The following is a 21309-nucleotide window of genomic DNA, read 5'->3' on the forward strand; positions in this document are numbered from 1 at the left end:
ATCAGCGTTGGTTTTAAGCGCTTGGTTTTTCATATTTACTCGCGAGCAGTAAAAACTCCCGATTACCATCGCTGCCGGTAATCGGGCTTTCCTGCCAGTGGCTAATGACTAAGCCGCACTCAGTACAAGCATCGCGTATCTTTTGCTCTACGTCGCTATAACGGCTAGCGTCACGCACAATGCCGCGCTTATCTAGTGCGCCTGGTTCTAACTCAAACTGTGGTTTTACCAATGAAAGCAGTTGCCCCCCAGTGGGAAGAAGGGAGGCAATCTCTGGCAAAATCAGTGTCTGAGAAATGAACGAAACGTCCATTACGGCGATGTCGATAGGATGTTTAGCCACGGTTTGTTGAAGCTCTGTCGAGGACGTCATATAACGGGCATTTAAGCCTTCAAGACAAGTGACCCTCGGGTCGTCACGTAAGCGCTCGGCTAGCTGGGCATGACCAACGTCTACGCCAATCACATGACGGGCACCAAACTGCAATGCGCAGTCGGTAAACCCCCCCGTTGATTGGCCAACGTCTAACACAATAAGCTCTTCCAGGCGCCTATCCAGTGCGTTAAGGACGCCCTCTAATTTCAAACCAGCACGGGAAACATAGCGCTCTTCAGGGTCTTCATCGATATGCAATAAAGTATCTTGCGGCCATTTTTCAGACGGTTTAGCGAGTAGCGTGCCATCTTGAAGCGACACACGTCCGTTACGAATTAATCGCTGCGCACGGGTGCGAGAACTGACCAGCCCTTGGCTGACCAGTAGTTGGTCTAATCGTGTCAATTGAGTCATTGTCGTCAATGTGGCAGTTATTCAGCGCGTCTGGCGAGTCCTTGGCTACGGTGTGTGTGGCCCTTCGTCTGCCTGAAGCTCTGTCGGCGGCAAGCGGCTAGCTCCCCAGCTGCGATGCAGGTAGCTTTTTACAGACTCAAGTTCATCATCCGTTACGGTAGCCAGTTCGCCTCGCTCTAATGGGTCATAATGGTAGATATATAGCCGAGAGGTAAATTGTTCAAAGGGTAAAGAAGCCTCGCCAAAGCGCTCTCCGTTACCAGACGTACTTACCTTAACGCCATCTCCCCAATCTTGGCCGCTGTCGTTGTTGGGATTATAAAAATAGATCCTCATGACATCGTTTGGATCTAAAGACGCGCGTAAAATCGTTATTGCATGCCAACCAATAAACCGAGCGGCACTGTCAGTTACGGCGATGCCTGCTGGCTGAGGATGAATCAGCGGTTGGTTACCATTGTAATAGGGATGATAGCTGGCATAAAAGTGACGAATAAAGTTATCTACGCCACTTAGTTGGCCGGTGGCAACATCAACGTTAATGCTAAATCCACGGCCTGACCACCAACCATGGAACTCTGGGTTGACCCAACGGTGAGGGTCGCCTTCACGGCCAATGCAGCGTCTACCCATCTCTGCATAGATGCGATCCAAATGGGGCACAACAATCAACGAAGCAGGGTCTAGATCCATCGGCAGTTCAGATGCAACGCCAGATGCACTCTCCATTGAAGAGATTGCCTGACCTTCAAAATGCATAATGATTTCGTCATCCCGTGCTGCCCAGGCGACCATTTGTAACAAATAGTCCGGATCATTGTAGGCCCACATGGAGAGCGCTCTTGCTGACTGGCAAGTTGGGTTGTTGCCTTGGCCTACACCTAACGGCAGCCCCAGCATGCATAGCACACCTTCAATGAGACGTGCGCGAGGTGATGCGTCGACTCCATAGGCAAGGTTCAATCGCGCTTCTGACCATTCTGAAAGTTTTAAATTTAGCTGTCGCCACATCGCTGGGGCAACCGGAGGCTGATAGAGAATGCCCCGCTCAAGTAGCAGTGCCAAGCCATAGACCGCCTGCGCAGTAGCTGGGTAAACACCGCTGCGAATCAGGGCATGTACCAACTCACGATAGCACAGAAGGCAATCTCGTCCTGTTGATGAGAGGCCTAGGGCTTCTGATAGCAGGTGGTCTCCCTCTTCCAACAAATAACGCATAAGAACCGTATGGTAGGGTGATACTAACCCTGTGTCGTGCATGGCTCGGGCGAAGCCGGTAGATTCTGCTTGTAAAGCAGCATTATCCATACGTTCCAGTCGTTCACGATAAAGAGCTACGCCAGGGTCTTCACGGCAAGCTTGCGTTGGCCCAAAAAGTGAACTGACCAGTCTGTCAGCCCCTTGGCCACTTGCGCCTAAATCAATTTCTGGATTGACTTGGCACAGCGCAATTTGAGTAATCATCTGTTTGATGGCATCAACTTGAATTGGGCGCTGCTTTAAAATGCGCCATATTTCATCAATAAGTTGATCAATCACATGTTCGTAACCAATGCGCTCGGCTAAATGTTTGAACAATTGCCTAGGGATAGTCGCTAAGCGTCCCTGAGTTTCTCGTTCAGCCTCACTTGGTGCGTTAAATAACAGCCATAAATTAATGGCCATTACTTGGGTTAAATAGTGGTGAGCGTGCTCTTGAGATACCAGTGCGTGAAGGTAATCACCTTTGGCAACTGCTAAAAGCCTCAATTCACTCAGAGCTTCAATTACCACCACGTTGGGGTCAGCACTTCTAAGTGAAAAAGTAGTTAGTGTAGGTACTAGAAACTGCGGTGTTTCCCAGTCTGAACCTGCAAACACTCCGGCGGATTCAAAATCCGCCGCGCGAGATTCGAGGGCGGCGCAGCCACCCTCTTGCATCAAGATTCTGCGCGCAGTATCCATTACGCGAGGCAGCTTTGCCGGTTTAGAAAAAGCAGGAGCCTGCATAAGCAGGCGCACCGCTTCATCAAATTTTTTCAAAAGTCCGTTAAGCTTGCCATCTTCATAAGAAGATGCCTCTTGATTGGTCGTCACGTTGACTCCTTATCCCAGCCGTAACGGGGATTATACATAGAAGTCGAGGTCTTCTTGGCGTTTAAGAAGATCGCGTAGTGTGTGCGCATCTTCGCCTTTAAAGTAGACCAAGCCCCAATGGGTACCAAACGCTGTACGTTTAGTGACGGTTTCTTCAACCGGTGATGTCAGTTCGTGAGATTCAAAGTACGGGTGATCCTCTGTTTCTTCAGGGATCTCTAAGCGGCTAACAACCCGACGGCGGGGATACACGCCAAAGCAGCCCGCGAACCCATCTGCGTCCACCACTTCTTTGGGAAAGAAAGCCGCAACTTCCTCTTTGGTGCTTTTGGGGTCGAAGACCAGCATCGAAGCTTGGTAGGCGTTGAAGCCATACACCCGCTCAAGAAGTTCAAATACTTTAAAGCCGGGTGGACGATAGGCCACTTCGCCAAAGTACATCTCACCATCGCTGGTCACAAAGTACTCGGGGTGAATAAGGCCGAACTCAATATCAAACGCTTTGATCAGTTTTTCAATTTGCGCTGTAATCTGCTCGCGGTATTTTTCAAGCTCAGGAGACGCGGGCACAAATACCGAGTAGCCAAGTGTCACGTACTCTGAAATATTCAGAAAAGCGATCTTACCGTCATGGATCCACGCTTCAACGGCAAATTCCCAACCATCCAAGTGTGATTCCATCAACACTGGGAACTCTTCATCGGGAATCGTATCAACTTCATCCGGTGTACGAATCACCCGGTGACCAAGACACCCTGCCTTATCAAACGCTTTGAGGTGGATAGGGTCGTTAGGATCGCCATCCAGCTTGAGTAGCGTTTGGTTAACACGTTTAAGGAAGCGGACAACGTCATCTTTATCGTGGGCTTCTTCGAAAATGCCTACGCGAATGCCGCCAAGCTGTGCGCGGCGTTTCATTAGCGCTTTATCGCGAAGTAGTAACGACTGGCCATAAATGCGCGGATTATCGAGCAAGACAGAGTTAATTGCGCCCGCCCACTCTACGGTCTCTTCATAAAGTGGGATTGCAACATCGACGCCTTTCTCTTTTAACGTTTCAGCAATTTCGATAGAACGATCGTTGAGACGCTCAAAATTCCAGGGAACGTAGGGAATATCATGTTTTTGGCAGTAATCCTCGGCCCAGTCGGGTGCAACCACGATGTAGCGGCGGTCAAAATTCTCTGCCGCTTCGATCGCATTGAGGCTCCAACCTAGTAGGGCGATATAGCCCTTATTGGGATCCTTTTGCATGATGGTGACTCCTGTGGGTGAGTGAATAAAGTTGCCATACCACTTACTTCACCATACACGATAGGGCCTCCCGACGGCTAATTAGCAGCCTCTGAAGGTGAAAATGGCTAAAAATAAGTGCTTTTCATGGTGTGTAGTAAAGAGCAAACCCCTGAGTATGTTAGGCTAGGCGCCTCAACATTATGTTCAAGTGGCAAGAGGAATAGGCCAAGATGGCGGCCAAGCCGATCTACCGTGTGGTGGTTCACCAGCAGGGTGAAATCTGGGATTTATACGTCAGAGAAATTTTTCAAAGCGAACTCTGGGGCTTTATTGAAGTCGAGGAGTTTGTCTTTGACGATGCGTCGCGGGTTGTTGTCGATCCAGGGGCAGAAAAATTACAGCGCACCTTTGAAGGTGTTAAGCGCAGTTACCTGCCGCTTAACGCTATTGTGCGCATTGATGAAGTTGAACGTGAAGGCCCTTTAAAAGCTGTCAAGAGTGATGCCCGCGTCGCAGAGTTTCCTCGTCCCTTCCCGTTACCGCCTCGTGGGGAAGGGTAAGCGCCTAAGACAAGCGCACCGCTTTGAGCGATACGCGCGATTGGCTTCGTCGGCTACGCGCGTTTTATGATCAGGACATGACGTCATGCAAGTAAATAAACTTCGTAATAGTTGTTACGCCGCCGCCGTTGGTGTGTTGCTGAGCGCTGGGATAGCCCCTGCATTTGCCCAGTCTGATAGCCAGGCCTGGGTCAGCGATGAGTTAAGCACCTACGTGCGTAGCGGCCCAACGGATGGTTACCGCATTGTTGGCACGCTGAATGCGGGCGAGCAAGTTGAAGTTCTTGAAAGGAGCGGGGATTATACTCGCGTCCGTGGCGACGGCGGCGATGCTGTATGGGTGCTGAGCAGTGAGTTACAACAAACTCCCAGCGCCCGTGAGCAGCTGCCTGTATTGCAAACGCAAGTAGATCAACTGACACAAGAGCTGGACGGAATCAACAATACGTGGGAGCAGCGTGTCTCTTCAATGACAGAAACGCTCGAAGTACGTGAGCAGCGTATCGTTGATTTAGAAGCGCGTAATCGCGAGCTAGATAACGAAGCTGAGCAATCTCGCCAGCAGGTGCGCGCATTGCAGGCGCGTTTAGATACGCAAGAAGAAGATTTATTGATGCGCTATTTCATGTACGGCGGTGGGGTGGCCGGTGCTGGTTTGTTAGTCGGCCTGATTGTTCCCCATTTACCACGTCGTCGTAAAAAGAGAGACCGCTGGTTTTAAAGTGGTTTCTACAGCAAGCGTTACGGGTAAATTTTGAGTGTGAGGTAGGTCCAATGGAAAATCCCTGGCGTCAACGTTGGCAGGAAGGACGTATCGGATTTCATTTGTCTGATACGCATCCAGCGTTGGTGCAGCATTGGCCCGCGCTTAACGTAACGCCTAGGGCCAAAGTGCTTGTGCCGTTATGTGGTAAAAGCCTTGATATGCGTTGGTTAGCAGATGAAGGCCACCCCGTTCTAGGTATTGAGTTGGCACCGGAAGCCATAGAGCAGTTTCTGGCGCAGCGAAACGCAGGCGTCTCACGCTATACCCAAGCAGGGTTCAATGTCTCACGCCAGGGTAGCGTTGAATTGTGGTGCGGTGATTTTTTTCATTTGCACATCAAACAGGCGGCAGAAGTGGGTGCGTTTTATGACCGAGCCTCACTGATTGCGCTGCCTCCCGCCACCCGAGAACGCTATGCCTTTCATCTTGCTCAGTTAGTGCCCCCAGGAGCCCGGGGGCTGCTAGTTGGGTTAACCCATGATGATGGTAATGCCGGCCCACCTTACAGCGTGCCCAATAGTGAAATTGAGCGTTTGTTTGTGCCCAACTTTCGCATTGAGCTGGTTGAGAACAAACCGGCAGACGAGCGGGGGCGCAGTGAAAGCGTTTGGGCGCTAGAGCGTCGTGGGCCACGCATATGAATCTGCCCGCCAAGCGGGCAGTTTTTCTCAGTATAAACCGTCGGTATGAACTGTTTAACGGGCGAGCAAGCGACCAAGCTCAGGGTCACTAAACGCACGGTTTAAACCATCGCTTAACAAGTCGTTTAACATACGTGTATTAGCATCTTCACCGGGTTTAATGGCATAGCCCTGGGTGCGGCGTGATGTGTACGTGCCCGTATAGGTTGTGCCCTTATTCTGAGCAATTGCCCGGAAAACCCCTTCAAGGCGCGCTTCGTCAATCAACGGCTGGCCGCTATCACCTTTGGCATAGTTAAGGTTTGCCAGCTCAAGCGTAATACTTGGACGACCTTGAGCAGCCTCGCGTGTGGGATTAAAGCCCATATCACGCACAGCGCGTTCTGCTTCAGCTTGGAGCTGTGGAATTAACTCATGACTACTCACGGTAATCTGCGAAGTAGACATACTGCCACCCGCGCGGGTCCCAATAACTTCGCTTTCCCGAGCATCGGTAGCGATGACAGTGACCTGTTGGCCAGCGCCTGTTTGCGGGACACTGGCACTACGCTCTGGGCTTAGCTGAAGGTATTGAGGGCTAGCGCAGCCCGCTAGCAAAATGCTGGTAAGCAACGCACCAGTGAGGTGTAAAAAATGGCGCCGACGCATACAATTCTCCGCTGTAACCGAAAATAGGTGACAAACTACTAGTAGGTATCAAAACGCTGAGCCTACGCTCAGTATTTTACAAGCATGCCCTTGACTGACCGAATACGACAGCCAAACAAAAGGCTTAGTTAACTGCCAGTATAGCGCTGCGTTTGCGTAAGGTGCTACCAACGCTTAGGCCGCGCGGGTCTGCTGCTTCGGCTTTTCCGTTTCTTCTTTAAAACGGTGCCACTGACGTGGATGCGCGAACAAGCGTTGTCCACGGCGCATCTGAAGCTGCTCAAAATCAGCATGGCGCACTGTTGCAAGCCATGGCTTAGCTAGCCAGTCGGCTTCTAGCTCAACACGTACTTCAGCACCTACCGGTGAAATGGCGGTAATCGTTACCGGTAAGTGGCTCTCTGCACTAGGCTGCTGGGCAAGGCGCACTTCATGAGGGCGTAGCAATAACTCTTCGTCACCATCAGGTAAGTCAACATTGAGATGAGCGTCGCCACAGGTAAGTATACCTTGGTGTACTTTGCCTTCTAAGTGGTTAACGTCGCCAAGGAATTCAAATACAAAACGGTTTTTGGGGGACCGATAGAGCGTTTCAGGCGTATCAATTTGCTCAATGCGCCCGTTGCTCATTACCACCACCCGGTCAGAAAGCTCAAGCGCTTCTTCTTGGTCGTGGGTCACAAATACGCTGGTAAAGTTAAGTTCTTCATGCAGTCGACGCAGCCAGCGTCGCAGATCCTGGCGTACCTTAGCATCCAGCGCACCAAACGGCTCATCCAATAGCAATACGTCAGGCTCAACGGCCAGGGCGCGGGCTAGTGATACGCGCTGCTGTTGGCCACCTGAGAGTTGCGCAGGTAAGCGGTTAGCTAAATGCTGCAGCTGAACCATTTCCAGCAGCCTAAATACGCGAGCGCGTATCTCACCGTTGGAAGGACGGCGCTTTTTAGGCATTACGGTTAAGCCAAAGGCCACATTGTCGTAAACGCTCATATGGCGAAATAGCGCGTAGTGCTGGAAGACAAACCCAATGCGACGATCGCGCACGTGAACGTTAGTTACATCGCGATCGCCGAACAATATTTTACCGGGTTGAGGAGAGCGATCAGCGCTCTCCAAACCGGCAATAATACGTAGAAGTGTCGTCTTTCCTGAGCCAGACGGTCCAAGTAGGCCGACTAGTTCGCCTTCATGGATATCCAGATTGATCGGCTCAAGCGCTTGGGTGTTGGCAAAGTGCTTGGCGATGTTCTGTAGGCGAATACTCATAAATATGCCTCCTGGCGCGCTGCGCGCCATTCCAGGCCTGCCTTGGCCGCAAGGGTTAACAGGGCAATAAGGGCCAGCAGCGCGGCGCTAGCAAATGCGCCCACCGCGTTGTAATCCTGATAAAGCTGCTCTAGGTGCAGCGGTAAGGTGTTTGTCTTCCCACGAATAGCCCCGGCGACCACCGACACAGCGCCAAATTCACCCACCGCACGCGCGTTGGTGAGGATGATCCCGTAGAGCAGCGCCCAGCGAATGTTAGGTAGCGTGACACGCCGGAAGGTAGTCCAACCACCCGCGCCGAGGGTCACGGCGGCTTCCTCTTCACGGGAACCTTGGGCCTGCATGAGCGGAATTAGTTCACGTGCCACAAACGGGCAGGTCACGAAAATAGTCACCATTAAAATACCGGGCCAAGCGAACATTAGTTGAATATCGTGGGTGTCTAGCCAGCCACCAATCCAACCATTGCGGCCATAAAGTAATAGGTAAATAAGCCCGGCCACTACGGGTGATACGGCAAAGGGAATATCGATCAGCGTTTGCAAAATACGCCGACCTGGGAAACTAAAGCGGGTCACTAGCCACGCTAGAGCGACACCAAACACCAGGCATACCGGTATGGTCAATAACGCAATAACAAGCGTTAGGCCAATGGCATGTAGGGTGAACGTATTGCTAACGTTGGCCCAAAAGACCATCACACCTTGGGAAAACGCCTGGGCAAAAATGGCCACTAGCGGAAGCAGTAAAAACAACGCTGATAGCAACAGGGCGGTGCCAATGAGTAAACGCCGCACAGCGGGTGCATCACCAATCCGGCGCATTAGCCTTTTCCTCCATGCAAGCGGCGTACAAAGCGACCTTGCCAAATGTTGATCGCCAATAGCAGCGCCAGTGACACAAAGAGCACAACGGAGGCAATTGCAGAAGCGCCAGCGTAGTCATACTCCTGCAATTTGACGAAAATCATCAGCGCAGTGATTTCGGTTTCGTAGGGCATATTACCTGCGATAAAAATAATCGCCCCGAACTCACCTAGTGAGCGTACAAAGGCTAACCCGGTGCCAGTAACGAGAGCTGGCCACAGGTGCGGCATAATCACTCGTCGAAACGCTACGCCATCGGTTGCGCCAAGAGACATCGCGGCTTCATCAACTTCTGCGGGTAAATCCTCCAGCACCGGTTGCACAGTGCGTACCACAAACGGAATGCTGGTAAACGCCATGGCCAGTGCAATGCCTACCCAGGTGTAGGCTACTTGGAACCCTAGCGGCTCTAATAAGCTGCCCATCCAGCCATTACCCGCATACAGTGTGGCTAGAGTAATACCTGCTACCGCTGTGGGGAGTGCAAAAGGTAAATCCATTAAGGCATCTAGAAGACGCTTGCCAGGAAACTCATAACGAACCAGTACCCAAGCAAGTAGTAAGCCAAATACCGCGTTAACCAGCGCCGCGACAGCCGCTGCTCCTATGGTGACCATGTAACTGGCCACCACACGACCTTCGGTAATAATGGCCCAGTATTCGGCAAGGCTCAGCCCTGCTAACTGACCAAATAGACCAGTGATCGGGAGAAGGAGTACCAGCGAAATGAAGAGGACGCTGATCCCCATAGACAGGCCAAAGCCCGGCAGCACGCGAGCACTGCCGGACCGCCATATTGCTAGCTGGCTCATGAGATTCCGTTAACGACGTTGCAGTTGATCAAGTAGGGCTCCGCCTTCAAAGTGGTTTTCCATTGCTTCTTCCCAGCTGCCAAACACATCTTCAACTTCAAAGAGTTCGGTATCGGGGAATTGGTCAGCAAATTCAGCCACAACCGTTTCGTCGTGAACGCGATAGTTAAAGCCTGCCAGCAAGCGCTGAGTATCTTCACGGTAGAGGTATTCAAGATAGCTCTGAGCAAGGTCGCTATTGCCATTACGCTCAGCATTTTCACCCACCACCGCAACGGGGAACTCTGCCAGAATACTGACCGGCGGCACGATGACTTCGTAGTCGTCGCTGCCGTATTCGCTGCGGATATTGTTCACTTCTGATTCAAAGCTGATTAATACGTCGCCAATGCCGCGCTCGATAAAGCTTGTGGTGGCACCACGGCCGCCGGTATCAAACACCGCAACATTGCGCAGGAAGGTGCGCATAAAGTCCTGGATTTTTTCTTCATCACCGTCAAACTGGTTATCGGCGAAGCCCCAGGCAGCTAAGTAGGTGTAGCGACCGTTACCGGACGTTTTAGGGTTCGGGAAGACCATTTGCACGTCTTCTTTCACTAAGTCGTCCCAACTTTCGATGCCTTTTGGATTGTCTTTACGGACCAAAAACGCAGTAGTGGAGTAGTAGGGAGATGCATTATTGTCGAATGCGTCTTGCCAGTCTTCTGCTACTAAGCCCGCATCCGCAAGCACTTGAACATCAGTTACCTGGTTGAAAGTAACTACATCCGCACGCATTCCTTGCATAATCGCGCGCGCTTGCGCTGAAGAGCCGCCGTGAGACTGACTAATGGCAATCTCTTCACCGTGCTCTTCTTGCCACCACGCTTGGAATTCCGGATTGATAGCTGAAAACAGTTCACGGGCAATATCGTAAGAGGAGTTCAGTAACTCGCGCTCTTGAGCCATCGCAGTGTTAGAAACAGCGGTGGCAGCCATAGTAGCGCCAACAGCGGTGGCTATCAGGCTGCGGCGCAGGCCAGTACGGAAAAAAGTAGATCGCGTCATTACAACAGGCTCCTTACATCTGGGGGCGATTTAATCGCAATGATGCTAAGGTTAAACCTGTGATTGTGGAATTACAATTATGTTTTATATTCTATTTGGGAATATGTATTTAAAGATATTCATTCTTTGACGGCTGAGCTTTAACGACAGGGCGGTGGGCTTCCTAGGTGGCTCTGGTAAGATATACCTTCTTTTTCCCCTGTTAACCTAGGAACGCATTATGAGCGCCGAGCAGGACTTTCTGATTGCCCCTTCGATTCTTTCCGCTAATTTCGCGCGACTTGGTGAAGAGGTCGACAATGTGTTGGCTGCTGGGGCCGATATTGTCCATTTCGATGTCATGGATAATCACTATGTGCCGAATCTGACCATCGGGCCGATGGTGTGCAAAGCGCTGCGCGACCATGGCGTGACAGCGCCCATCGATGTGCATCTAATGGTCAAACCCGTAGATCGTATGATTAGCGACTTTAGTGCGGCTGGGGCGAGTTATATTACTTTCCATCCAGAAGCCTCTGAGCATGTTGATCGCTCGCTACAGCTGATTCGTGATAGTGGATGCAAAGCAGGGCTGGTCTTCAATCCAGCGACGCCGCTTTCGTACCTCGATTATGTCATGGACAAAATCGATATGGTGCTGTTGATGAGCGTTAACCCAGGTTTTGGCGGCCAGTCGTTTATCCCCGGTACGCTAGATAAATTGCGCGAAGCGCGGGCACGTATTGATGCGTCGGGTCGCCCGATCCGATTAGAAATCGACGGTGGCGTTAAAGTAGAGAATATCGCCGACATTGCCGCTGCGGGTGCCGATACCTTTGTAGCTGGTTCGGCTATCTTCAACGCTCACCAAACAAGTGATCCGCACGGTTACAACACGGTTATTCAACAAATGCGCGCTGAGTTGGCAAAGGTTAATGGCTAAGCGTACAACTTAATGCAATTTCATACGGGGCTTTAAGTAGCGATTTAGCTTATCAACCAGCCACGCGAGTCCCGTTTTGGGTGCGCCATGAATAGACAGCTGATGCATTCGATAAAGCGATGCATAGGCTTGGCGCGCCAGCCAGCCTTCCAAAAATAGTCCACGAGACGCAGAGCTGCGCATTAGGTTTCCCACCGCATCGTAACGGGCAAGCGACACTAGCGAGCCGTGGTCGCGATAGACAAAGTCGTTAAGTGGTTTGTCATCCAATAACCGAACTAAGTTTTTAGCAAGCACCTTGGCTTGTTGATGAGCTGCCTGGGCCCTGGGTGGAACGGAGCCCTCTTCGCCTTGAGGGCAGTTAGCGCAATCACCCATGGCAAAAATATGCGGGTCATCCACGCTTTGCAGCGTCTGATGAACGCTAAGCTGATGCTTTTTATTAGTTGTCAGGCCAAGTTCTGCCAGAAATGGCGGCGCTTTGATGCCCGCCGCCCACACGTTTAGGTCAGTTTCGATAATCTCGCCATCGCCTGTCACTAAGCGATACTCCTCAGCCTCCTGAATAGCGGTGCCGACATGGACGTTTACGCCCATATTTTCGAGCTCTTTTTGCACGGTTTCGCTAATACGTTCTGATAAGCCAGGCAGCAGGCGTGGCGCCGCTTCGATGAGGTGTACGCTAATCGTTTGGTGGTCTATCGCGGTTACGCCGTAGGCGTTAAGCAAGCGCGAAGCATCTAGAAGTTCTGCGGAAAGCTCGACGCCTGTTGCGCCGCCGCCGACTATGCCAATGGTCAGCTCTTTATGCTGGCGCAGTTCTGGATCGGTATAGCGCAAAAAGGTATTGATCATATCGCGCTGAAACGCCTTGGCCTGCTGGGGTGAATCAATAAAATGGCAGTGCTCAGCAACGCCTGTGGTGCCAAAGTCATTGGAAACACTGCCCAGCGCTAATACGAGGTAGTCATAACTAAGCTCCCTGGCTGGAAGTACTTCAATGCCGTCCTCATCTTTAATTGGCGCTAGGTGAATGATTTTTTGTGCGTGATCAAGGCCATTTAAAGAACCACGCTGGTAGCGGTAATGGTGTGCGGAAGAGTGGCCGCGATAATCCACTTCATCCATGCTGGAGTTCAGCACGCCGGTAGCGAGTTCATGTAACAGTGGTTTCCATACATGAGTAGCATTGCGGTCGAGCAGCACAATCTCGGCGCGCCTTTTTTTGCCGAGCGTGCGCCCTAAGCGTGTTGCTAGGGCAAGTCCACCGGCACCGCCGCCCACAATCACAATTCGAGGAATGGCCATTACTTTCTCCTTGCCTAAGATAGCAACAGCATAGAACTTTCTCGCGTGTCTGACGACGCGCTAAGCAGGTAAGATAATAAAAGTTAACAGCGGATGCGTCTGATCTGTATTGGAATATTCTAATGGCAATAGTTTAGGGAGAGAGCCACGTGCACGCCATTTTGCAGGGTAAGCGATTAATTGCGTTTGATTTAGATGGCACGTTGATTGATTCAGTGCCAGACCTGGCGGTAGCGGTTCAGCATGCGCTTGGTGATGTTGGACTGCCTCTACCTGGTGAAGAGCGCGTGCGAGACTGGGTGGGTAATGGTGCTCAGGTGCTAGTCGAAAGAGCGCTGACCTGGGCGTTAGCAGAAGCGCCAGGGCAGGTATTGCAAACCACCGCCTATGAAGCTTTTATGCGCTATTACGGTGCTGCTCCTAATGCGCTAACTCAGCTCTATCCAGGCGTGCAAACAGCGCTACACGATTTGCATAAGACAGGCTATCCACTGGTGCTGATTACCAACAAGCCAGAGCGCTTTATTGCGCCAATTTTGAGCCATTTTGGTCTGTTAACACTTTTTACATATTGCATTGGCGGCGACACGCTTGCCGAGAAAAAACCCAGCCCGCTACCGCTACTTCATGTGGCCCAACAGCTGGATATTCCATCTTCAGCATGTGTCATGGTAGGAGATTCACGCCACGATATTGATGCTGGCAAGGCTGCTGGCTTTGCCACCGTGGCGCTACCTTACGGCTATAACCATGGCGAACCAATTGAGCATAGCCAGCCGGATCTGATTATTGACTCATTGCTAGCGCTAACGGAATAAGTTAAGCGGTGCTAGGGCTACTCTTCAGCCCGTGCACCGCCTAAATATTCATGTAGTAACTCTGTGTTATGGCGCAACATAGCAGGGTAGTTATAGGCAGGCCCATCGGCATCACTTAAAGTATCTATATATAAAGGCCCTGCCAGCGCAAGCTCAGTTTCTCGGGCAAGCGCATCCATGTGGATGTAGGGCGATGTACTTTCATAGAAAAGTGCAGGCGGGCGCTTTTGTGAAAGTCGCATACTCATGGCTTCCATTGCCTGTGCGCTGCCAATCGTCTCACTGCCAATGCCCCAAATGGCCGCGTACTCAAAGTCGTACGCGCGGGCAAAATAGGCCATAGAGGCCTCGCTAGTGGTGAGCATACGATTTGTGTGCGGAATGCCTTCCAAGCGTTCACTAAGTTGATGATCGAGCTGCGCTAGTGCTTCACGAGTTTCATCGGCACGCGTGGTAAACGCATCAGCTTGCTCGGGATAGTGTTCAATAAGCGTTTTTTCTATCACATCAACATAAGCGGCCGCCCCTTTCGGGTCCATCCACATATGCGGATCAGTGCTGTCCTTATAGTGGCCTACTGGGATTGCTAGCGTCTCGTAATTGGCGCTTTCTGCAAGGGCTATCAGCGTTAGTGAATCATTTGCCATGGCTTCGATATGGCGTATCCATGGTTCTAATCCATATCCGTTATAGAAAACAATGTCAGCTTCTTCAACGGCCAAGGCATTTGGCGGTTGAAGCTCCCAGCGGTGCACATCCTCACCTGTTGGCACAATAGTGGTAATGTTGATGCTGTCGCCCGCCACACGCTTCACTAAATCTTTAATGACTGAAAACGAAGCGATAACGTTAAACGAGGTGTCGCCCAGCGCGTGAGTGCTGTTGACAGTCGTCATCAATACGAGCGTGATTATCCAAGGTGCTCGATTGTCCATGTCACGCTCCTAACGCATTAAAAAGTCGGCAGATAATAAAGATAGTACAGGCACGTTGCCAGTTTCATTCTGTTGCCAGGCCGTTTGACTTCTCGGCACCGTAGCGTTGATGCAACAACGGGTTTCGTCCTGTGGGGTTAGCCTCTATGCTGTTAAAACAGGCTGCAAAATACGCAAAATAAACATGGTCGATAATAGGGTTAGTTACTTTGTATATTCAGCCAAAGCTTAGCCATTATATGGCCTAGCCCAGCGTTTATAGACAGCTCCTTTGGATAGTGTGTAATGACTTCACAAACTGGTATGACTTCACGCCGACGTCGTGGTTTCCCTCAGGGGCGCGCTGTGGCACCTGTGGCGCTAGTAGCGCTACGCGACCTCTTGGGAGATGAGCGCTGCAACCCCACGCTTAAACGCCGCGACCTATTAATAGAACACTTGCACGCTATTCAGGATGCTCACGGTTATTTATCACTGGTCGAGCTACGCGCCTTCGCCTCCTACATGAACCTGCCGATGGCAGCGGTGTACGAGACAGCGACGTTTTACGCTCACTTTGATGTGGTACACGACCACCAAGCGCCACCGCCTGCTACGACTATTCGCGTGTGTGATTCGCTCTCCTGCCAGCTGGCAGGCGCCAGTGCGTTACAACAAGCGCTTGAGGAGCGCGTCGACCCTGACGGCGTGCGGATCATACGTGCGCCCTGCATGGGCCGCTGTAACCACGCCCCAGTAGCTGAAGTTGGCCATCACCACGTGCTGTACGCCACGGCAGATGGCGTCGAGGCGGTGGTTGATACCGGCCACTTTCATCCAGAAGCGATTGTGTGGCAGCGTCTAACGGCTTATCAGCAAGCCGGCGGCTTTCAACTGCTGGCCCAGTGCCGCAGCGGCCAAGTAAGCGTCGATGCACTGAGCACACTCTTATAGCAATCTCAGCTGCGTGGACTTGGCGGCGCGGGTTTCCCCACTTTTAAGAAGTGGCAGGCGGTGCGCCAAGGGGCAGGGCCGCGTTACTGTGTGATTAACGCTGATGAGGGTGAACCCGGCACCTTTAAAGATCGTTTCTACCTTGAAAAAGCCCCCCACCAATTTCTGGAAGGTGCGCTGGTTAGCGCCTGGGCAATAGATGCCGAGCGACTCTATATTTACCTGCGCGATGAATACCCTGGGCTTCACCGCGTGCTGCATGAAGCGATTGCCGAGCTTGAAGAGGCCAAGCTCGTACAGCCAGGGCTTATCGTCATGCGCCGTGGTGCAGGGGCTTATATATGTGGGGAAGAGTCGGCGCTGATTGAGTCTCTAGAAGGTAAACCTGGCAAGCCTCGCCATCGGCCGCCCTATGTGGCTCAGCAAGGGCTGTTCAACCGCCCGACGCTGGTCAATAACGTTGAAACGGTTTACTGGATACCACGCATTTGGAAAAAGGGGGCAGCATGGTTTGCTGAGCACGGGCGCAATGGGCGAAGTGGCCTGCGCAGTTTTTCCGTTTCCGGTCGAGTCAACAAGCCGGGTGTGTATCTCGCGCCTGCTGGAATCTCCCTGCGTGAACTGATTGATGAGTATTGCGGTGGCATGGCAGAAGGGCACACCCTTGCCGCTTACCTTCCTGGCGGCGCATCTGGGGGGATTTTGCCCGCCAGCAAGGCGGATATTCCGTTGGATTTCGATACCCTGAATGCTCACGGCTGCTTCATCGGTTCGGCGGCGATTATCGTGCTCTCTGAGCACGATAATTTACAGGCCGTTGCGACTAATTTGTTGGCCTTTTTCGCAGATGAATCCTGTGGCCAGTGCACGCCCTGTCGGGTAGGCACTGAAAAGATGTTGAGCCTGCTTGAAAGCGAGCGTTGGGATGTACAGGCGCTGACTCGGCTGGCCCAAGTAATGCAGGACGCGTCGATCTGCGGGTTAGGCCAGGCTGCACCGAATCCTGTGCTTGGGCTGCTAAAAGATTTTCGACCGGCGCTTGCCCAGCAGCAGGTTATTGTCAGCGATGCGGTGGAAGGGGGCGCGCCATGAGTACTGAATTTGCGCTAACGCTGGATGGTCACGAAGTGACTGCTTATGCCGGTGAAACCCTCTGGCAGGTGGCCAAGCGCGCAGGAGAAACCATCCCCCATCTCTGTTTCAAAGAGGCTCCAGGTTACCGTGCCGATGGTAACTGCCGTGTTTGCATGGTCGAGATTGACGGCGAGCGCACCTTGGCGGCCAGCTGTATACGTGAAGCAGCGCCGGGCATGGTGGTGCGCAGCGCAAGCTCTCACCGCGCGGTGCAGGCCCGTGAAACCGTGCTGGAGCTGTTCATGGCGGATCAGCCCAGTCGAGCGGAAAGCCCCGACCGTTCCAGCCATTTTTGGAAGACTGCCGAGCAGCTTTCAGTGGATGAACATGCTGTTAAGGCATGGCTGCCACCGCGCCGGAAAACCCCTGTTAGCCACGCGGTGGTGGCGCCGTCAGTTCAACAGCCAGATACCAGCCATCCCGCCATGCAGGTTAATTTAAACGCTTGTATTACCTGCAACCTGTGCGTACGCGCCTGCCGTGAGGTGCAAAGCAACGACGTGATTGGCCTGGCTCAGCGCGGCGCGGCAGCCACGGTGGTGTTTGATTTTAACGACCCGATGGGCGATAGCACCTGTGTTGGCTGTGGCGAGTGTGTTCAGGCGTGCCCGACGGGAGCGCTGATGCCTGCCTCGTTGGTGAATTCGGCTGGCCACGGCGATTCACACAGTCAGCGACAGGTTGATTCCGTTTGCCCTTACTGCGGCGTGGGCTGCCAGCTTACCTACCATATGAATAACGACGCCCTGGCGTATGTAGAAGGGCGCAACGGCCCTGCTAACCAGGGTCGTCTGTGCGTGAAAGGGCGCTTTGGGTTTGACTACGTTAGCCATTTGGCACGGCTAACCAAGCCGCTGCTGCGCAAACCGGGAGTGGCTAAAGGTCTCGACCCAAGCTTTGACCCTGCCAAGCCGCTCAGTCATTTCCGCGAGGCCAGTTGGGAAGAAGCACTCGACGTGGCCGCCAGCGGCTTAAGGAACCTCAAGGCCGCCCATGGCCCAGAAGCCTTGGCGGGCTTTGGCAGCGCTAAATGCTCCAATGAAGAAGCCTGGCTATTCCAGAAGCTGGTGCGTACGGGGTTTGGCAGCAATAACGTTGATCACTGCACCCGGCTGTGTCACGCCAGTTCTGTCGCTGCGCTGATGGAGTGCCTGGGGTCTGGGGCGGTAACGGCATCGTTTATGCAGGCTCTGGAAGCAGACGTGGTGATCCTGACGGGTTGTAACCCAGCGGTAAACCATCCTGTCGCGGCCACCTTCTTCAAGCAAGCTGCCAAACGCGGCACTGAGATTATTATTCTCGACCCTCGCGGGCAGGCATTAGATGCTTACGCTAGCCTGAGCGTTCGCTTTACGCCAGGCGGCGATGTCTCGTTATTCAACGCGCTGCTCCACGTCATTATTGCCGAAGAGCTGTATGACAACGCCTATATTCAAGCGCATACCGAAGGCTTTGAGGCATTGAAAAACAGCGTTGCCCATAGCACTCCTGAAGCCATGAGCGTGCTGTGTGGCGTCGCGCCAGAGACTCTTCGCGAGGTGGCGCGGCGCTACGCCAGCGCTGAGAAAGCGATGATCTTCTGGGGCATGGGCATTTCTCAGCATACCCATGGCACCGACAACGCGCGCTGTCTGATCTCATTGGCGCTGGCGTGCGGTCATACAGGCCGCCCAGGCACTGGTCTGCACCCGCTGCGCGGACAAAATAATGTGCAGGGCGCATCCGATGCGGGGCTTATTCCCATGGTGTTGCCCGACTATCAGCCGGTGGGGGATCGCCAATTGCGGGCTGCTTTTGAAGAGCTGTGGAATACCCCGCTCAGTGCCGAACCAGGGCTGACGGTGGTCGAAGTCATGGATGCTATCCACGCGGGGAGTGTGCGCGGTATGTACATCCTGGGTGAGAACCCCGCTATGTCTGATCCAGACCTGACTCATGCCAGAGCCGCCCTTGGCAAACTTGAACATCTGGTGGTGCAGGATTTGTTCGTCACTGAAACCGCCCAGTTTGCCGATGTCATTCTGCCAGCTTCCGCCTGGCCTGAGAAAGACGGCACTGTGACCAACACCAACCGCCAGGTGCAGTTAGGCCGCGCGGCGCTGCCGCTACCGGGAGATGCCAAGCCCGATTGGTGGATTATCCAGGAGATTGCCAAGCGCTTTGAGCTTGGCTGGAACTATGCCCACCCTCAGGAAGTGTTCGTAGAGATGCAGCAGAGTATGGCGTCGTTTAATCACATCAGCTGGGCGCGGCTGGTGCGGGAAGGCTCGGTAACGTACCCCTGCCCAGCGGAAGATTTACCTGGCCAGGATGTGGTGTTCAGCGACGCCTTTCCACGCAAAGGTGGGTTAGCTAAATTTTCCCCTACGCGCCCGTTACCGCCAGACGAACCGGTAGATGACGCTTACCCCACGGTATTAACCACTGGTCGGCAACTAGAGCATTGGCACACCGGCTCCATGACTCGGCGCAGCCACGTATTAAATGCCCTGGAGCCAGACGCTGTGGCCAGTCTTTCCCCAGGCGAGTTAAATCGCTTAGGCGTTGTACCAGGAGAAAAGCTGACGATCACAACGCGACGCGGCACGATTACGCTAACCGCCAGAATGGACTCAAAAATTCCTGATGGCATGGTGTTTGTGCCGTTCGCTTATGCAGAGGCGGCAGCCAACCTGCTGACCAACCCAGCGCTTGATCCCTACGGCAAAATACCGGAGTTCAAATACGCGGCGTGTCGGTTAGCACCTCTAGTGAGCTCCTAGTTAGTACCCTCTAAATAAAATGTGAATGCGTCATACGCCCCTTGTCCCTGCAAGTGGTGCCTGGGTTGGGGTATCATCTCTGCAAAGTGGTTTGATTCATGTGATGGAGTAAGCGGGGCGATGGCACAAGTGCAGGCAGTGCAACGTGTGTTGATGATCGATAATTACGACAGCTTCACGTTCAATATCGTCCAGTACCTCGGCGAGCTGGGAGCCGAGGTGGTGACCTACCGTAATGATGAGCTTACCCTTGAACAAATTGACGCCTTAGCGCCTACCCATTTAGTTATTTCACCAGGGCCATGCACCCCTAATGAAGCGGGAGTATCGCTGGCAGCGATTGCTCACTTTGCGGGTAAGTTGCCTATTTTGGGCGTTTGTCTTGGGCATCAGGCGATTGGCCAGGTTTACGGTGGTAGGGTAGTGCGTGCACCCCAGGTGATGCATGGCAAAACGTCTGCTGTTGTGCACGGTGGGCAAGGGGTATTTAACGGGCTTGAAAACCCGCTAGAAGTGACCCGTTACCACTCGTTAGTGGTAGATAAAGCAAGCTTGCCGGAGTGTTTTGAAGTCACCGCCTGGACCGCAGACGATGATGTTACGCCAGGGCTGATAATGGGCTTTCGTCATCGTACCCTGGATGTTGAAGGGGTACAGTTTCATCCTGAGTCGATTCTCACGCGCCAAGGCCATGCGTTATTGGCCAATTTTTTAACACGCGGCTAACTGCCAAATTTATACGCTTTAGGGGCTTTTCTGTTCATGCAAATGCGAGATGCAATTAATGCGGTAATGCGCCGCGAAGACCTCTCTTTCGATGCAATGCACGCGCTAATGCGCCAGATCATGACCGGCGAAGCCTCCGATGCGCAAATTGGTGGCCTGCTGGTGGGGCTGGCCATGAAAGGCGAGAGCGCCGAGGAAATTAGCGCGGCGGCCCAGGTTATGCGCGAGCTAATGAAGCGGGTAGAGCTACATACCGATAACGTAGTAGATATTGTCGGTACCGGCGGTGATGGTGCGAACCTGTTTAACGTTTCTACGGCGGCTAGCTTTGTGGCGGCCGCTGGGGGCGCTCATGTGGCTAAGCATGGTAACCGCAGCGTTTCTTCATCCTCGGGCAGTGCAGACCTTTTCGATATCGCCGGTATTTACCTTGATCTCAAACCTGAGCAAGTGGCGCGCTGTATTGAGCAGGTCGGTGTGGGCTTTATGTTTGCCCCCAACCATCACCCGGCCATGCGCTACGCTATTGGTCCGCGCCGGGAGATGGGCGTGCGCACGCTGTTTAACATCCTTGGCCCTTTAACTAATCCTGCCGGAGCACCTAATCAAGTGCTGGGCGTGTACTCGCTTGAGCTAGTGCCGTTAATGGCGGAAGTGCTTCGAAAGCTTGGCAGTCGTCACGTGCTGGTGGTGCACTCTGAAGATGGTTTAGATGAGATTTCGTTGGCTGCACCCACGCGGGTGGCTGAACTGAAAGATGGCAACATTACTGAATACACCATTACCCCAGAAGAGTTGGGTATTGAGCGCCAAAGCCTTGCCGCGCTAAAAGCGACCAGTGCAGAAGACAGCCTGCGGTTAGTAAAATCTGCGCTAAGTGGTGAAGGAGCGGCTGCTGATATGGTGGCGCTCAATGCTGGCGCGGCGCTTTATTGCGCAGGCGTAGCGGATAACTTAAATGAGGGCGTATTAGTCGCGCAGGATGCTCAAGCCTCTAAACTGCCGCTTGAAAAGCTAAAAGAGCTTTCGCACTTTACTAGCGTCTTTAAAGGATAAAAAT

Annotated in this window: 20 protein-coding genes; 10 read left to right on the top strand and 10 right to left on the bottom strand. The window is 52.8% G+C overall.

Annotated elements, in window-relative coordinates; all coding sequences use genetic code 11:
* Positions 1–13 precede the first annotated feature (13 nt).
* The 3 genes from K1Y77_RS05620 to K1Y77_RS05630 are packed head-to-tail and all read right to left on the bottom strand — an operon-like array spanning position 14 to position 4120.
* Entirely contained in the window at positions 14–781 is a 768-nt protein-coding gene (locus K1Y77_RS05620) for a TlyA family RNA methyltransferase (protein ID WP_264431427.1), read from the bottom strand.
* A 54-nt stretch (positions 782–835) separates the two neighbouring features.
* Positions 836–2866 (bottom strand): hypothetical protein, encoded by a 2031-nt coding sequence (locus tag K1Y77_RS05625; protein WP_030070261.1) that lies wholly within the window; start codon positions 2864–2866, stop codon positions 836–838.
* Positions 2867–2896: 30 nt separating this feature from the next.
* Positions 2897–4120 (bottom strand): ATP-grasp domain-containing protein, encoded by a 1224-nt coding sequence (locus tag K1Y77_RS05630; RefSeq protein ID WP_030070262.1) that lies wholly within the window; start codon positions 4118–4120, stop codon positions 2897–2899.
* 212 nt (positions 4121–4332) lie between these two features.
* Between K1Y77_RS05630 and K1Y77_RS05635 the strand changes: the two genes are divergently transcribed.
* The 3 genes from K1Y77_RS05635 (at position 4333) to K1Y77_RS05645 (ending at position 6069) form a co-directional block, all read left to right on the top strand.
* Complete coding sequence (locus K1Y77_RS05635) at positions 4333–4662, top strand: DUF1820 family protein (RefSeq protein WP_009100748.1); 330 nt, start codon at positions 4333–4335, stop codon at positions 4660–4662.
* Positions 4663–4747: 85 nt separating this feature from the next.
* Positions 4748–5383: a TIGR04211 family SH3 domain-containing protein gene (locus K1Y77_RS05640; RefSeq protein WP_030070263.1), complete on the top strand. Its 636-nt coding sequence runs from the start codon at positions 4748–4750 to the stop codon at positions 5381–5383.
* A gap of 53 nt (positions 5384–5436) precedes the next feature.
* Positions 5437–6069: a thiopurine S-methyltransferase gene (locus K1Y77_RS05645; protein ID WP_030070264.1), complete on the top strand. Its 633-nt coding sequence runs from the start codon at positions 5437–5439 to the stop codon at positions 6067–6069.
* Between the two features lie 54 nt (positions 6070–6123).
* Here the strand turns inward: K1Y77_RS05645 and K1Y77_RS05650 are convergent, their stop codons facing one another.
* The 5 genes from K1Y77_RS05650 to cysP form a co-directional block, all read right to left on the bottom strand.
* Entirely contained in the window at positions 6124–6717 is a 594-nt protein-coding gene (locus K1Y77_RS05650; protein ID WP_030070265.1) for a YajG family lipoprotein, read from the bottom strand.
* A 174-nt stretch (positions 6718–6891) separates the two neighbouring features.
* Positions 6892–7986: a sulfate/molybdate ABC transporter ATP-binding protein gene (locus tag K1Y77_RS05655; protein ID WP_264018544.1), complete on the bottom strand. Its 1095-nt coding sequence runs from the start codon at positions 7984–7986 to the stop codon at positions 6892–6894.
* A complete protein-coding gene (cysW, locus tag K1Y77_RS05660) occupies positions 7983–8810 on the bottom strand; it encodes a sulfate ABC transporter permease subunit CysW (RefSeq protein WP_030070267.1) in 828 nt (275 codons plus the stop codon). The genes K1Y77_RS05655 and cysW overlap by 4 nt, the downstream gene beginning before the upstream one ends.
* Positions 8810–9664 carry a sulfate ABC transporter permease subunit CysT gene (cysT, locus tag K1Y77_RS05665; RefSeq protein ID WP_264018543.1) on the bottom strand — a complete coding sequence of 285 codons (855 nt, stop codon included), beginning with the start codon at positions 9662–9664 and terminating at the stop codon, positions 8810–8812. The genes cysW and cysT overlap by 1 nt, the downstream gene beginning before the upstream one ends.
* A gap of 9 nt (positions 9665–9673) precedes the next feature.
* The gene (gene cysP, locus K1Y77_RS05670) at positions 9674–10711 is read right to left on the bottom strand and encodes a thiosulfate ABC transporter substrate-binding protein CysP (protein ID WP_030070269.1); all 1038 of its coding nucleotides are present in this window, start codon (positions 10709–10711) and stop codon (positions 9674–9676) included.
* 220 nt (positions 10712–10931) lie between these two features.
* Here cysP and rpe point away from each other — a divergent pair, with 220 nt between their 5' ends.
* Positions 10932–11633, top strand: a complete 702-nt coding sequence (gene rpe / locus K1Y77_RS05675) for a ribulose-phosphate 3-epimerase (protein ID WP_264018542.1) — start codon at positions 10932–10934, stop codon at positions 11631–11633.
* Between the two features lie 9 nt (positions 11634–11642).
* Here the strand turns inward: rpe and K1Y77_RS05680 are convergent, their stop codons facing one another.
* Complete coding sequence (locus tag K1Y77_RS05680; protein ID WP_264430765.1) at positions 11643–12941, bottom strand: NAD(P)/FAD-dependent oxidoreductase; 1299 nt, start codon at positions 12939–12941, stop codon at positions 11643–11645.
* A gap of 149 nt (positions 12942–13090) precedes the next feature.
* Here K1Y77_RS05680 and K1Y77_RS05685 point away from each other — a divergent pair, with 149 nt between their 5' ends.
* The gene (locus K1Y77_RS05685) at positions 13091–13759 is read left to right on the top strand and encodes a phosphoglycolate phosphatase (RefSeq protein WP_264430767.1); all 669 of its coding nucleotides are present in this window, start codon (positions 13091–13093) and stop codon (positions 13757–13759) included.
* 17 nt (positions 13760–13776) lie between these two features.
* On the opposite strand, the gene K1Y77_RS05690 is transcribed toward K1Y77_RS05685, so the two are convergent.
* Positions 13777–14694 (bottom strand): metal ABC transporter solute-binding protein, Zn/Mn family, encoded by a 918-nt coding sequence (locus K1Y77_RS05690; protein ID WP_264430768.1) that lies wholly within the window; start codon positions 14692–14694, stop codon positions 13777–13779.
* Between the two features lie 285 nt (positions 14695–14979).
* Here K1Y77_RS05690 and K1Y77_RS05695 point away from each other — a divergent pair, with 285 nt between their 5' ends.
* The 5 genes from K1Y77_RS05695 (at position 14980) to trpD (ending at position 21305) form a co-directional block, all read left to right on the top strand.
* Positions 14980–15627, top strand: a complete 648-nt coding sequence (locus K1Y77_RS05695) for an NADH-quinone oxidoreductase subunit NuoE family protein (protein WP_264430770.1) — start codon at positions 14980–14982, stop codon at positions 15625–15627.
* A gap of 9 nt (positions 15628–15636) precedes the next feature.
* Positions 15637–16719, top strand: a complete 1083-nt coding sequence (locus K1Y77_RS05700; protein ID WP_264431428.1) for a complex I 51 kDa subunit family protein — start codon at positions 15637–15639, stop codon at positions 16717–16719.
* Entirely contained in the window at positions 16716–19523 is a 2808-nt protein-coding gene (gene fdhF, locus K1Y77_RS05705; RefSeq protein WP_264430771.1) for a formate dehydrogenase subunit alpha, read from the top strand. The genes K1Y77_RS05700 and fdhF overlap by 4 nt, the downstream gene beginning before the upstream one ends.
* A 120-nt stretch (positions 19524–19643) precedes the next feature.
* Entirely contained in the window at positions 19644–20249 is a 606-nt protein-coding gene (locus K1Y77_RS05710) for an anthranilate synthase component II (RefSeq protein ID WP_264018537.1), read from the top strand.
* Positions 20250–20285: 36 nt separating this feature from the next.
* Positions 20286–21305, top strand: a complete 1020-nt coding sequence (gene trpD / locus K1Y77_RS05715) for an anthranilate phosphoribosyltransferase (protein ID WP_264430773.1) — start codon at positions 20286–20288, stop codon at positions 21303–21305.
* Positions 21306–21309: the final 4 nt, after the last annotated feature.

The organism is Halomonas qaidamensis, assembly GCF_025917315.1.
In the GTDB taxonomy this organism is placed as follows: domain Bacteria; phylum Pseudomonadota; class Gammaproteobacteria; order Pseudomonadales; family Halomonadaceae; genus Vreelandella; species Vreelandella qaidamensis.

Excerpts from the sequence above, each read along its gene's own strand:
- K1Y77_RS05630 (WP_030070262.1), bottom strand. The coding sequence starts at position 4,120 with ATGCAAAAGGATCCCAATAAGGGCTATATCGCCCTACTAGGTTGGAGC.
- K1Y77_RS05635 (WP_009100748.1), top strand. The coding sequence starts at position 4,333 with ATGGCGGCCAAGCCGATCTACCGTGTGGTGGTTCACCAGCAGGGTGAA.
- K1Y77_RS05640 (WP_030070263.1), top strand. The coding sequence starts at position 4,748 with ATGCAAGTAAATAAACTTCGTAATAGTTGTTACGCCGCCGCCGTTGGT.
- K1Y77_RS05645 (WP_030070264.1), top strand. The coding sequence starts at position 5,437 with ATGGAAAATCCCTGGCGTCAACGTTGGCAGGAAGGACGTATCGGATTT.
- K1Y77_RS05650 (WP_030070265.1), bottom strand. The coding sequence starts at position 6,717 with ATGCGTCGGCGCCATTTTTTACACCTCACTGGTGCGTTGCTTACCAGC.
- K1Y77_RS05655 (WP_264018544.1), bottom strand. The coding sequence starts at position 7,986 with ATGAGTATTCGCCTACAGAACATCGCCAAGCACTTTGCCAACACCCAA.
- cysW (WP_030070267.1), bottom strand. The coding sequence starts at position 8,810 with ATGCGCCGGATTGGTGATGCACCCGCTGTGCGGCGTTTACTCATTGGC.
- cysT (WP_264018543.1), bottom strand. The coding sequence starts at position 9,664 with ATGAGCCAGCTAGCAATATGGCGGTCCGGCAGTGCTCGCGTGCTGCCG.
- cysP (WP_030070269.1), bottom strand. The coding sequence starts at position 10,711 with ATGACGCGATCTACTTTTTTCCGTACTGGCCTGCGCCGCAGCCTGATA.
- rpe (WP_264018542.1), top strand. The coding sequence starts at position 10,932 with ATGAGCGCCGAGCAGGACTTTCTGATTGCCCCTTCGATTCTTTCCGCT.
- K1Y77_RS05680 (WP_264430765.1), bottom strand. The coding sequence starts at position 12,941 with ATGGCCATTCCTCGAATTGTGATTGTGGGCGGCGGTGCCGGTGGACTT.
- K1Y77_RS05690 (WP_264430768.1), bottom strand. The coding sequence starts at position 14,694 with ATGGACAATCGAGCACCTTGGATAATCACGCTCGTATTGATGACGACT.
- K1Y77_RS05695 (WP_264430770.1), top strand. The coding sequence starts at position 14,980 with ATGACTTCACAAACTGGTATGACTTCACGCCGACGTCGTGGTTTCCCT.
- fdhF (WP_264430771.1), top strand. The coding sequence starts at position 16,716 with ATGAGTACTGAATTTGCGCTAACGCTGGATGGTCACGAAGTGACTGCT.
- K1Y77_RS05710 (WP_264018537.1), top strand. The coding sequence starts at position 19,644 with ATGGCACAAGTGCAGGCAGTGCAACGTGTGTTGATGATCGATAATTAC.
- trpD (WP_264430773.1), top strand. The coding sequence starts at position 20,286 with ATGCAAATGCGAGATGCAATTAATGCGGTAATGCGCCGCGAAGACCTC.